Source organism: Exiguobacterium sp. UBA3968 (assembly GCF_002385115.1).
GTDB lineage: Bacteria > Bacillota > Bacilli > Exiguobacteriales > Exiguobacteriaceae > Exiguobacterium_A.
In genome coordinates this window covers 1,598,501-1,610,134 of record NZ_DGCW01000005.1, presented here as the reverse complement: position 1 = coordinate 1,610,134, position 11,634 = coordinate 1,598,501, and the positions used below count along the sequence as shown (strand labels likewise).

The 11,634-nt window shown below is 45.0% G+C and carries 14 protein-coding genes; 12 read left to right on the top strand and 2 right to left on the bottom strand.

The features are described 5' to 3' along the window. The first annotated feature begins 47 nt into the window (after positions 1-47). Complete coding sequence (locus B3S86_RS10090; RefSeq protein WP_214852777.1) at positions 48-1,061, top strand: PTS transporter subunit IIC; 1,014 nt, start codon at positions 48-50, stop codon at positions 1,059-1,061. A gap of 88 nt (positions 1,062-1,149) precedes the next feature. On the opposite strand, the gene B3S86_RS10085 is transcribed toward B3S86_RS10090, so the two are convergent. Next, positions 1,150-1,440 carry a hypothetical protein gene (locus tag B3S86_RS10085; protein WP_056062721.1) on the bottom strand — a complete coding sequence of 97 codons (291 nt, stop codon included), beginning with the start codon at positions 1,438-1,440 and terminating at the stop codon, positions 1,150-1,152. Positions 1,441-1,566: 126 nt separating this feature from the next. Here B3S86_RS10085 and B3S86_RS10080 point away from each other — a divergent pair, with 126 nt between their 5' ends. The 7 genes from B3S86_RS10080 (at position 1,567) to B3S86_RS10050 (ending at position 6,756) form a co-directional block, all read left to right on the top strand. Then, complete coding sequence (locus B3S86_RS10080; RefSeq protein ID WP_035406177.1) at positions 1,567-1,875, top strand: thioredoxin family protein; 309 nt, start codon at positions 1,567-1,569, stop codon at positions 1,873-1,875. A 53-nt stretch (positions 1,876-1,928) separates the two neighbouring features. Beyond that, entirely contained in the window at positions 1,929-2,726 is a 798-nt protein-coding gene (locus tag B3S86_RS10075) for a DUF1444 domain-containing protein (RefSeq protein ID WP_056062718.1), read from the top strand. A 53-nt stretch (positions 2,727-2,779) separates the two neighbouring features. Next, positions 2,780-3,388 (top strand): YtpR family tRNA-binding protein, encoded by a 609-nt coding sequence (gene ytpR, locus B3S86_RS10070; RefSeq protein WP_035406183.1) that lies wholly within the window; start codon positions 2,780-2,782, stop codon positions 3,386-3,388. Between the two features lie 37 nt (positions 3,389-3,425). After that, the gene (locus B3S86_RS10065) at positions 3,426-4,163 is read left to right on the top strand and encodes a hypothetical protein (protein WP_290752088.1); all 738 of its coding nucleotides are present in this window, start codon (positions 3,426-3,428) and stop codon (positions 4,161-4,163) included. A gap of 78 nt (positions 4,164-4,241) precedes the next feature. Further along, a complete protein-coding gene (murC, locus tag B3S86_RS10060) occupies positions 4,242-5,537 on the top strand; it encodes a UDP-N-acetylmuramate--L-alanine ligase (RefSeq protein WP_035406189.1) in 1,296 nt (431 codons plus the stop codon). Between the two features lie 170 nt (positions 5,538-5,707). Beyond that, complete coding sequence (locus B3S86_RS10055) at positions 5,708-6,223, top strand: DUF2179 domain-containing protein (protein ID WP_035406192.1); 516 nt, start codon at positions 5,708-5,710, stop codon at positions 6,221-6,223. 92 nt (positions 6,224-6,315) lie between these two features. Further along, positions 6,316-6,756, top strand: a complete 441-nt coding sequence (locus B3S86_RS10050; protein WP_023469073.1) for a Dps family protein — start codon at positions 6,316-6,318, stop codon at positions 6,754-6,756. A 53-nt stretch (positions 6,757-6,809) separates the two neighbouring features. Here the strand turns inward: B3S86_RS10050 and B3S86_RS10045 are convergent, their stop codons facing one another. Beyond that, entirely contained in the window at positions 6,810-7,922 is a 1,113-nt protein-coding gene (locus B3S86_RS10045; RefSeq protein WP_035406195.1) for an aminopeptidase, read from the bottom strand. A gap of 138 nt (positions 7,923-8,060) precedes the next feature. Between B3S86_RS10045 and B3S86_RS10040 the strand changes: the two genes are divergently transcribed. From B3S86_RS10040 to ccpA, 4 genes are all read left to right on the top strand, one after another. Beyond that, positions 8,061-8,630, top strand: a complete 570-nt coding sequence (locus B3S86_RS10040; protein ID WP_035406198.1) for a DUF948 domain-containing protein — start codon at positions 8,061-8,063, stop codon at positions 8,628-8,630. Beyond that, a complete protein-coding gene (locus tag B3S86_RS10035; protein ID WP_035406201.1) occupies positions 8,627-9,163 on the top strand; it encodes a YtxH domain-containing protein in 537 nt (178 codons plus the stop codon). The genes B3S86_RS10040 and B3S86_RS10035 overlap by 4 nt, the downstream gene beginning before the upstream one ends. 200 nt (positions 9,164-9,363) lie before the next feature. Further along, positions 9,364-10,449, top strand: coding sequence for a bifunctional 3-deoxy-7-phosphoheptulonate synthase/chorismate mutase (locus B3S86_RS10030; protein WP_290752076.1), 1,086 nt, complete (start codon positions 9,364-9,366; stop codon positions 10,447-10,449). Positions 10,450-10,607: 158 nt separating this feature from the next. Next, complete coding sequence (ccpA, locus tag B3S86_RS10025) at positions 10,608-11,618, top strand: catabolite control protein A (RefSeq protein ID WP_035406207.1); 1,011 nt, start codon at positions 10,608-10,610, stop codon at positions 11,616-11,618. The last annotated feature ends 16 nt before the right edge of the window (positions 11,619-11,634 follow it).

Genomic DNA, 11,634 nt, shown 5'->3' with positions numbered 1-11,634 from the left:
TGGATTTGGTATAATGATACGCGATGTTGAGTAAAGGACGTGACAAGATGTTCAAGCAAAAGGGAATTTCACTTAGCCCTAAAGTATATTTCATCACTGTATTAAGTTATATGGCGCTTGGTTTATTCAGTTCGCTGATTATGGGCTTGATTGTTCAAACAATCGGAGAAGGGTTGGTAGATCGTGGTATCGAAGCAAGGTTTCTTATTCAATTAGGCGAGCAGGCGATTGCTCTGACGGGACCAGCGATCGGTGTCGCCGTAGCGTTTGCGCTTGAAGCACCGCCACTCATCTTATTTGCAGCAGTTGCGGTTGGAGCATTTGGATATGAAGCTGGCGGACCGGCAGGTAGTTACATTGCGACGCTACTTGCAACAGAAATCGGAAAACTCGTGTCAAAGACGACGCGACTCGATATTCTGTTGACGCCGTTCGTCACGTTGCTAGTTGGATTCGTTGCTGGACGTTATGCCGGGAAATGGATTGGAAAAGGCATGACCGATCTGGGTGAAATAATTCGCTGGGGGACGGAACGCGAACCGTTGTTCATGGGTATCTTCATTGCTACCGTCATGGGACTTGCATTGACAGCGCCGATTTCAAGTGCCGCACTTGGAATCATGCTTGGATTGGATGGACTTGCTGCGGGTGCTGCGACGATCGGCTGTGCCGCTCAAATGATTGGTTTTGGTGTCATCAGTTATCGTGATAACGGAATCGGGGGCGTCATCGCACAAAGTATCGGCACATCGATGCTCCAAGTCGGAAACATCATCCGCAATCCTTGGATTCTCATTCCGCCTACGATCGCAGGTGCTATCCTAGCGCCATTCGCGACTGTTCTGTTGATGCTTGAGAGCAACCCAGAAGGCTCAGGCATGGGGACGAGTGGTTTTGTTGGTCCATTGATGTTGTTGAAGACGATGGGATTTGAAATGGAATACTATGTAGCCGTCATCGTATTATGTTTTATTGCGCCTGGCATCATCAGTTATCTCATCTATCGGTTATTACTTCGACTCGGTCGGATTCAAGATGGTGACTTGAAAATCGAATATTAAGTACAAAAAGCTGATTCTAAAGAATGTGTCTGTTTGACCGAATGGTGGATAAACAAGGACATGCCTTTTGAATCAGCTTTTTTTCATTTCATAAAGAGAATCCGAATGAACTCGAATAAAAACTCGTGAAGAAGATGTAAAGATAAACGAGATAGAGGGGTATCAAGTAACGCATGCGCACGACAGGTAATTTCCGAGCAAGTCGTTTTCCGAGTGCTTCGAGTAGAATGATGACCGCGAAACCGACAACTAAATATAAAAAGATTTCGGGTAAGCTCCGTTCGGAATCAATGAAGGAATAGCCGTAACGTAAACAACTCGTCATGCCGATGAAGCCGACGAAGCGTTCGAACGGATGTTTGATTGGTTGATCTGCCATAGTGAAGTCCTTTCAAGGTGTTTTCTAGTTGCAGTATAGCAAACCGAGCACAAAAACGCACAGTCACATTTGAATATGCTATGATGAGGGCAATGACTTCTAGGGAAATTAAAGGAGGAAACCATCATGAAAACATTACAATCCAAACAAGAATTCGATACAGCAAAACAAGGCAAGGCCGTCTTTTTATTCTCAGCAAACTGGTGCCCGGATTGTCGCTTTTTAGATCCGTTCATGCCGGAAATCGAGCAGACGTTTGACGCGTTCGAATTTTACTATGTCGATCGCGACGATCACATTGAAATTGCCCAGGAAATGGACATCTTCGGAATTCCAAGCTTTGTCGCGTTCCGAGATGGTGAAGAAACAGGGCGTTATGTCGGCAAAGAGCGGAAGACACCAGAACAAGTGACAGCATTTTTAGAAACGGTTTAAGAAAAAAGCGAGCGCTGACTCGCTTTTTTTCATGATAGAAAGGATGAAATCAAGTGGAACTACAACAAATCCGAAGAATGATGACACAAACATTCGAAGAAGAAGGTTATACAACGTATTTCGATCGTGAAAAGTCCGTGTTACGAATTGAGCGGAAGCATGATAAATCAGGCGTTGATGTCGGATTGAACCCGCTCGTCGCAAAAGCAAAACGAAGAGGTGTCATCGCAGTCGAAGAGACGATCGAATACATCCGTGCTGTGCTCGGACAAACGGATCAAATTTCACTCGTTGGACAAGAACAGAAAATATTCCCTGTCATTCGGGCTAAATCGTTTGCTGATACGACAAAAGAAGGAAAAACGCTTGTTAGCACACCACATACTGGTGAGACGAAAATCATGTACGCACTTGATTTAGGGGCGACATATCGTTTGATTGACGAGGAGTTATTGGCATCTGCAGAATGGACGGCTGAACAGCTGTCGGAAGCTGCACGTTTTAACCTGAAATCGCTCGATGCGCCATTTAAACAAGATGAAGTAGCGGGGAACATCTTTTATTTCTTGAGTCTTGGAGACGGATATGAGGCGAGTCGTGTCTTGAACAAGACATTGTTAGCTGATTACGCGGCGCGGATCGAAGGGGAATTCGCTGTTGGTATTCCACACCAGGATGTCTTGATTTTTGCCGATATCCGCAATGACGCTGGATATGATGTCTTACAACAACTCATGTTTGATTTCTTCTCGAACGGTCGTGTACCTGTTACGGCATTGCCATTCTTATATGAAGATGGCAATCTTGAGCCGGTCTTCGTCCTTGCGAAAAACAAGCAGCCGAAAGAGTAAAGAATCTGATACAATAGGCATTGTGAGAAAGACGGAAGGGAGTCATGGATTGAATGAATGTGTTTTATAATAAAGAGGGCGTCGGTGACGTCTTAATGATCATTTTAGAAGACGCACCACGTGCGGAAGTGACGGCGACTCGTGAAGGAGACGTAGCAACAATCAAGCATGGTGATCGTATTGTTGGTTACAACTTGTTTGAGGCGTCGAATACATTTACGATCGAGTCACAAGGACCGGTTGAATTGACGGAAGAATTGGCAGCACGCATCCAAAAGGAACTTGCAAACCGAGATATCGAATTGTCACTCGAACAAGTTGACTATTCTCCGAAATTCGTTGTCGGGTTTGTTGCTTCTTGTGAGAAGCATCCGGATGCTGACAAATTATCGGTCTGTCAGGTAGAGGTGGATAACGGAACTTTACAAATCGTTTGTGGAGCGCCGAATGTAGCAGCGGGTCAAAAGGTCGTCGTCGCTAAACCGGGTGCGGTCATGCCGTCTGGGTTAATCATTCGTCCTTCAGCATTACGTGGCGTACCGTCAAGTGGTATGCTCTGTTCAGCGCGTGAGCTCGGACTTGCCAATGCGCCACAAGAAAAAGGGATTCTTGTACTTGATGATACATCAGCAGTAGGGGAAGCATTCTCAATCGGTCGATGATTCGACCGATTTTTTAACAAGATGGAGGGGTGAACGTATGAGTAATCGTTATGAACAGTCACTAAAGGAGCAAGCTGCCCGAATTCGTCGAGAGCTTGCGGGGGAACGTGAGACAAAGCCGGTAGAGCGTCCGAAAAAAGAGGAGCGCGAAGACCGCTTCGTTTTAACAGATGTTCCTTCACCGATTTATGGATTCCAACGTCCGAAACAATCTGTATCTGAAACGGTAGAAGCTGCGGAAGAAACAAAAACCGTTGAACAGGTTTCAGATGCAGATGAACAGGGAATTACTGATGAGGTTACTTTGACGGAGCAGGAGGCTGTTGCGCCGGAAGAAGTTGTCTTAGACAATGCAGAAGCAGATGCTGGCTTTGTACCGGTGACGGACGTTGAATTACTTGTACCGGAACCTGAAGCCAATCAAGATCACGTAAGCGAAGTCGAATTGCCGACCGTACCTGAAACAGAAGAAACGGTTGTAAAAGAGCGGGTAAGTGAAGCGCCTTCTACACGTGAAACCGTAGAAGAGCAAACTGTTCCGATGGATACATCGAGCGAGGCACTTCTTGATGATCAAGAAGCAGAGAAGCAACAATCGGAAGAAGTCACTTCGATTTTGGATCCATCTGTTACTGAAGCGGAAGCAGTAGCACCCGTTCAGTCGGAAGTGAAAAAGCCGGTTGGACCGCCTGTCAATGTCGTTATGACGACAAAAGACTTGATGGCGATGTATCGTGCGCGTCGAGAGCAAAATAATTTACATGGTAAAAAATAAATCGGTTTGCTATAATGGTACAGGTTTTGTACCCGAGCCCGATGGTACGGACCGGAACGTGAATTGGAGGGCTTTTATATGACAAAGTATCATTTTGTTGGAATCAAAGGAACAGGGATGAGTGCGCTCGCCCAAGTACTACATGAGATGAATCATGAGGTACAAGGTTCAGACATCGAAAAGCACATTTTTACTGAAGACGCGTTACGGGCTAAGGGAATTCCATTCTTCCCGTTCAATGCGGATAACATCAAAGAAGATTATGTCATCATCCAGGGGAATGCCTTTGGAGATGATCATCCAGAAATCGCACGGGCAAATGAACTTGGTTTAACGATCCATCATTATTACGATTTCTTAGGACACTTAGCAAATGAATATCGTTCGGTCGCCATTACAGGCTCACACGGAAAAACGTCGACGACAGGTTTGCTTTCACACGTCTTGAGCGGTATTACACCGACGGCCTTCTTGATCGGAGACGGAACAGGGGCAGGAGTAGAAGATGCGAAGGCATTCGTCTTCGAGGCATGTGAATACAAACGTCACTTCTTATATTACAAGCCGGATTACGCTATCATGACGAACATCGACTTCGATCATTCGGATTATTTCACGGGAATCGATGATGTCGTTTCGGCTTTTCAAGAGATGGCGATGCAGGTCAAGCAAGCAATCGTTGCTTGTGGAGATGACGAACATCTTCAAAACATTCAAGCGAATGTACCTGTTCTTTATTATGGATTCGGAGAAAACAATGATTTCCGAGCTGAAAATGCGACATCAACGCCAGACGGTACATCGTTTGATGTCTATTTACGTGATGATTTCTATGGCACGTTCCTGATTCCAGGATTCGGTCGTCATCATGTCTTGAACGCATTATCGGTCATTGCGATCTGTCAGTACGAAGGATTGAGTAAAGAAGACGTTGCTGAACGTTTAGCAACATTCGGTGGAGTGAAACGCCGCTTCAGTGAGTCAGAATTTGGCACACAAATCTTAGTAGACGACTACGCACACCATCCAAAAGAGATCAGCGCAACGATCGAGTCGGCACGGAAGAAATATCCGGATCGTGAAGTCATCGCGATTTTCCAACCGCATACGTACACACGCTTGAAATCATTCATGGATGATTTTGCGACATCTTTACGTGAAGCAGATGCGACATATCTATGTGAAATCTTTGGTTCAGCACGTGAGCAGGAAGGGCAAGTTCGAGTCGAAGATTTGCAGGAGAAAATTCCGCAAGCTTCTATTCTGACGCGCGACAACGTTTCTGTCCTACGTCAGCATGAAAATGCTGTGCTTCTATTCATGGGAGCGGGCGACATTCAAACGTATCAGCATCAATATCAAAGTGTAAAATAAGTGAGAACCAAAAGTGTCACTCGATTAGAGTGGCATTTTTTTGTCGTAAATTTGAATTGTGATAGTAAAATCAAAAAACTGATAGGGAAAATCTAAAATAGGATTGCATCTTGAAATAAAGTTTGAAATAGTGTGTATGTGTTGAAGTTATTATAGAGAGGAAAGACACCATGGGACAGATTTTACTCATCTTATTGCTCCAGTTGATTTACGTTCCTGTTTTGACATTACGGACGATCATGCTTGTCAAAGGGCGGACCGTCATTGCCGGACTCTTTGGGACGGTCGAAACATTGATTTACATTTTTGCATTAGGAATCGTGTTCCAAGACTTAACGACACTTGGTATGGTCGTTTATGCACTCGGATTCGGACTTGGTATACTCATTGGTGGATATGTCGAACGAAAACTAGCCATCGGTTACAATATGATCCAAGTACACACACAAGAATTTCCGGCAGAACTCATTCAAGTCATCCGTGATAATGGTTTCGGTGTGACGCATTATCAAGGACAAGGTCGAGACGGTGTTCGTTACCGATTAGATGTCCTTGCGGCACGAACACGTATGAAAGTGCTCCGTAACCTCGTCGAGGAGTATGAACCGAAAGCATTTCTCGTTGCCTTCGATTCCGTCGACTTCAAAGGCGGATATATGCTAAAGGGATTAAAACGTCCGCGATAATCCAATCTTCCTGAAAATGATGTTTATCCTTTGTTATTTAAGGATAAAGATGAATTAGAACGTCATTTGAAATCAGGAAAGGGGAATATCAGATGATCAGTAATCATGCAAAATCAGCTTTGAATCAACAGGTCGCAAACTATGGGGTCCTATTCGTTAAGCTCCATAACTACCATTGGTATATTAAAGGTCCAGACTTCTTGACGCTTCACGAGAAGCTTGAAGAACTCTATACATGGGTGTCTGAGCAGTATGATGTCGTTGCGGAACGTCTCTTGATGAATAACGGGACACCTTCAGCGACGCTAAAAGAATATTTAGAACAAACGACACTCGAAGAAGCAAAATCAGGTTTGTCAGCAGATGAGATGATTGATTCGGTCATTAAAGACTTCCAACAAGTCCGAAAAGAGATGCTTGATGCGATTGAACATCTTGAGGCACAAGACGTAACAGTGGAAGATGATCTGCTTGGTCAAGCGAAGGAAATCGAAAAACAAATTTGGATGCTTCGTGCGACATTGAAAAAATAAGATATAGAAAACGGATGCCCCTGTCCTATGAAGGACGAGCCATCCGCTTTTTCTTATTTCAGGTTTTCAGGATTGAGGACTTCGAGTTCAGGAAGGACGAAACGACCGTCTTTACGGATCAATACGTCGTCAAACCAGATCTCCCCACCACCGTAATCAGGGCGTTGGATATTGACGAGATCCCAGTGAACGGATGAATCATTACCGTTGTAGGCTTCTTCGTAAGCTTGACCCGGCGTGAAGTGGAAGCTGCCATCGATTTTCTCATCGAACAGAATATCCTTCATTGGATGCTGGATAAAGGGATTGACGCCAATCGCAAATTCACCGACGAAACGAGAACCCGCATCTGTATCGAAGACTTGGTTTATACGATCCGTATCGTTCGCCGTCGCTTCGACAATTTTACCGTCTTTGAACGTCAGTTTGACGTTTTCAAACGTGAATCCTTGATACGGAGATGGTGTGTTATATGAGATGACACCGTTGACGGAATCTTTAACGGGTGCCGTAAAGACTTCACCGTCCGGAATATTGGCATTTCCGGCACATTTAATTGCTGGGATGTCTTTGATCGAGAACGAAAGGTCCGTTCCTGGTCCGACGAGACGAACACGATCCGTCCGGTTCATCAAATCGACGAGCGGTTCCATCGCTTGTCCCATTTTTTCGTAATCAAGCGTACAGACATCGAAGTAAAAGTCTTCGAATGCTTCTGTCGATTGATTGGCAAGTTGAGCCATCGATGCTGTCGGGAAGCGAAGGACGACCCATTTCGTTCCTTTGACGCGATCCTGTGTATGCATCTTACCAATCGTTTGACCGTACAGTTTCATTTGTTCAGCTGGTACATCCGATAGTTCATTGATATTATCACCAGCTCGTAATCCGATGTATGCATCCATCGCCTGCATCTGCTTACGTTCGATGTCTGCCATCAATTGGAGTTGCTCTTCTGAAGCATTTCGGTATAATTTTCGTAGGATACGATTATCCTTAAGTAAGACGAACGGATGACCGCCAGCCGCGTAGGCAGCTTCTACGAGTGCTTCGACTAGTTCACGTTCGATACCGAAATTTTCAATCAATACTTTTTCACCAGGTTCAAGGGCAACCGAATAGTTGATCAGATTCGTTGCCAGTTGAGTAAGACGTGGGTCACGCATGAAATTTCCCCCTCGAAATGGATGATGTAGGTTTCAATTATCATTGTAACGGAAATAAACCATTTGGAGTAGCAGGAACGACTTGCTACATGTCGAACTAACAACAAAAGACTAAGCAAAAAATTGGAGGCAAGAACCATGGAAATCACATTAGGCGGAATCGCCGGATTAGTCGCTGCGATCGCATTCGTAGTGCTCGTCATTTTCCTTGCCCGTGTACTAAGTGCTGCAAGTAAGACGCTGAACAATGTAGCCAACACGACAGCAGGACTTGAACGTCAATTGGACGGTATCATGATGGAGACGACAGCGTTGTTACATAAGACGAATCGTCTTGTCGATACGATTGAAGAAAAAACCGAGTTGCTTGCACCTGTTGCAAACTCGATCGAAGAGCTTGGTACGTCCTTGAATAAAGTAACAGATTCTGTCCGGACGGTATCCGATACGGTCGCTGGTGCGGCAGATACGAATAAAGACCAGATTGCACAAGCAGTCCGTTGGGGCTCAGTCGCTGTAGAATTATTCAAAAAAAATAAACCGGCAGAAACAACAGTTTCAAATCATACGACAGCAACGACGACAGTCGAGAAAAAACCACGTCGTCGATTCCGGAAAAAAGCAGAGACACCGGTTACACCGGAAGTCGTATCCGTCCCGGACGTCGAAAGCATTCCAGATGAGTTGAAAGGAGATCGTAAATCATGACGAAACAACATCCATATCAAGCACAAGATTCTTCTAAAGGAGGAGGTTTCCTTGCGGGAATCATCGTTGGTGGATTGATTGGTGCCGCGGCAGCTCTCCTTTCTAGTCCGAAATCAGGTCGTGAGATGCGCGACTTAATCGACGAGCGTACGGCTCCTGCACGTCAACGTTTGACGGAACAGACGCAAGTTGTTCGCGAAAAAGCAGAACCACTCGTAGGAGAATGGATTCAACTGGCAAAAGACAAAGCAGCACCTGTCATTGAAAAAGCAAAGAATAATTCGACGGTTCAAGAAGCGGCACAATACGCTGGTTTTGAGAAGGATCAGGCAAGTATCGATGCAGCTCTCGCAGAAGCAGAACAGCTTGTACGTGACATCGAGCGTGAAATTGGGGACGAAGTCGATGGCGCATCCGTGGCAGAAGAAATCGATACGGAAACGGTCGTTGATCTTTCAGAGCTACGGGAACAGTTAGCGGAAGAGCAAGAGGAAGACAATGACCCACAATCTGATGTGAATCATAAGAAATAAGAAGTGAATACGGAGCTCTCATCATGAGGGCTCTTTTTCTATGTTTCTTTATAGAGAAAACGTAGAAAAAATTATATGAAAAAACGTAATTTATTTTCATATTTTAAGAAATCATGCAGCTTCTTTATGTACAACATGGAAAGAGTTCGTTATAATTAGTTGCTATTACGAGCTATATGCTGATTAGGGAGTGGTAGGACATGGATCAACACGCAGAATTAAAAAGATTACGGGATGAACTCGATTTAGTGAATGCAGAATTATTGGAATTGATGAACCGACGTGGTCAAATTGCTGTCGAAATCGGAAAAGTCAAACGAGCACAAGGGCTTGACCGTTACGACCCTGTTCGGGAACGTCAAATGCTCGAATCAATTGCTGCTAATAACCATGGACCTTTTGAAACAGGACGCCTTCAGCATGTATTTAAAGAAATTTTCAAAGCTTCTCTTGAATTACAAGGAGAAGATCGGACTCGGAAATTACTCGTATCACGGAAACAAAAACCGACGAACACGATCATCCAAATCGGAGATGCTGTCATCGGAGATGGTTCTCAACAATTGATTGCTGGACCATGTGCGGTCGAGAGCGAGGAACAAGTATTCGAAGTCGCGGAACAACTCGCGAAACACGGCGTGAAGTTCATGCGAGGTGGAGCGTACAAACCACGCACATCACCTTACGACTTCCAAGGTCTTGGACTCGAGGGTCTAAAAATGTTGAAAAAAGCAGCGGACGCGCACGGTTTGCATGTCATCACTGAAATCATGACGCCGAGTGCGGTTGAATCTGCTTTACCATATGTCGACATTATCCAGGTTGGCGCACGCAACATGCAAAACTTCGATTTACTAAAAGAAGTCGGTCGTACAAATAAGCCGGTTCTTTTAAAACGAGGACTTGCTGCAACACTCGAGGAGTTCATGTACGCGGCTGAGTACATCATGGCAAGTGGTAACGATCAAGTCATTTTGTGTGAGCGCGGCATTCGGACATATGAACGTGCAACACGGAACACGCTTGATATCTCAGCAGTTCCAATTCTGAAGCAAGAGACACATCTTCCTGTCATGGTCGATGTGACGCATTCGACAGGACGGAAGGATCTTCTGTTGCCAACAGCGAAAGCGGCTTACGCGATCGGTGCTGATGCTGTCATGGTTGAAGTCCATCCGTTTCCGGCACTCGCACTATCTGATGCGAACCAACAACTTGATTTCCAAGAATTCGATACGTTCGTCGAAAACTTGACGACTACCTTTCCGGCACTAAACGTTCAATGATTTTCGAAAAAGGGTGACCTAAAGCGAATGAAAACGTTTTACAATGAAGGAAGAATGGGAAAAGAAAACTATCTTTTCCTGTCTTCCTTTCGTGTTGCCTAAAAATGAAAACGAAATGAAAACACTTGAGATGGATCATACTAAAGGAGGAATTTGTTTTGAATAGTAATATTACGATTTATGACGTCGCACGAGAGGCGGCTGTCTCGATGGCGACCGTATCGCGTGTCGTCAACGGGAATCCGAACGTTAAACCATCCACGCGAAAGAAGGTCCAAGATGCAATCGAACAACTGGGTTACCGCCCAAACGCTGTTGCTCGTGGACTTGCAAGTAAAAAAACGACGACTGTCGGTGTCATCGTACCCGATATCTCGAACATCTTTTTTGCGGATTTAGCACGGGGAATCGAAGATGTTGCGACGATGTATAAATATAACATCATTCTTTGTAACTCCGACCAAAATCGGGAAAAAGAAATCCATTTGCTCAATACATTACTTGGAAAACAGGTTGATGGGATCATCTTCATGGGTGGGCGTCTACATGAGGATCTCGTTCGTGAATTCAAGACATCACCTGTGCCCATCGTTCTCGCTGCGACACTAAATCAAGATTATGACCTTCCTGCCGTCAACATCGATTACGAAAGTGCTGCACATGACGCCGTCAAATCATTGATTGACCGTGGACATGAACGGATCGGGTTCATCACTGGTCCACTTGAACAGCAAATCAATGGCGAAAAGAAATTTGCTGGTTATCGTCGAGCGCTCGAAGAGGCAAATCTTCCGTTCAGCGAACAAAACGTCGTCCTTGGAAACTATACGTATGATTCAGGAATGAAGGCGATGAACCAGTTGCTTGAACTTGGAGAAGATTGCCCACGTGCGATTTTTGCTGGAACAGATGAGATGGCTCTTGGTGTCATCCATGCCTTACAAGATGCCGGACACCGTGTTCCAGAAGACTTCGAAGTCATCGGACACGATAATACACGTCTTGCGACGATGATTCGTCCGAAACTGACGACTGTCGTTCAGCCGATGTATGATATTGGAGCAGTCTCGATGCGTCTTTTGACGAAGATTTTGAACAAAGAAGAAATCGAAACGAACGATGTCACGTTACCACACCGAATCGAACAACGGGATTCGACACGCCCTTAATCGAAAAAGCGTCTCT

Coding starts and splice junctions, on each gene's coding strand:
- B3S86_RS10030 (WP_290752076.1), top strand. CDS start 9,364: ATGGATCAACACGCAGAATTAAAAAGATTACGGGATGAACTCGATTTA.
- ytpR (WP_035406183.1), top strand. CDS start 2,780: ATGAATGTGTTTTATAATAAAGAGGGCGTCGGTGACGTCTTAATGATC.
- B3S86_RS10085 (WP_056062721.1), bottom strand. CDS start 1,440: ATGGCAGATCAACCAATCAAACATCCGTTCGAACGCTTCGTCGGCTTC.
- murC (WP_035406189.1), top strand. CDS start 4,242: ATGACAAAGTATCATTTTGTTGGAATCAAAGGAACAGGGATGAGTGCG.
- B3S86_RS10090 (WP_214852777.1), top strand. CDS start 48: ATGTTCAAGCAAAAGGGAATTTCACTTAGCCCTAAAGTATATTTCATC.
- B3S86_RS10040 (WP_035406198.1), top strand. CDS start 8,061: ATGGAAATCACATTAGGCGGAATCGCCGGATTAGTCGCTGCGATCGCA.
- B3S86_RS10065 (WP_290752088.1), top strand. CDS start 3,426: ATGAGTAATCGTTATGAACAGTCACTAAAGGAGCAAGCTGCCCGAATT.
- B3S86_RS10055 (WP_035406192.1), top strand. CDS start 5,708: ATGGGACAGATTTTACTCATCTTATTGCTCCAGTTGATTTACGTTCCT.
- B3S86_RS10080 (WP_035406177.1), top strand. CDS start 1,567: ATGAAAACATTACAATCCAAACAAGAATTCGATACAGCAAAACAAGGC.
- B3S86_RS10045 (WP_035406195.1), bottom strand. CDS start 7,922: ATGCGTGACCCACGTCTTACTCAACTGGCAACGAATCTGATCAACTAT.
- B3S86_RS10035 (WP_035406201.1), top strand. CDS start 8,627: ATGACGAAACAACATCCATATCAAGCACAAGATTCTTCTAAAGGAGGA.
- B3S86_RS10050 (WP_023469073.1), top strand. CDS start 6,316: ATGATCAGTAATCATGCAAAATCAGCTTTGAATCAACAGGTCGCAAAC.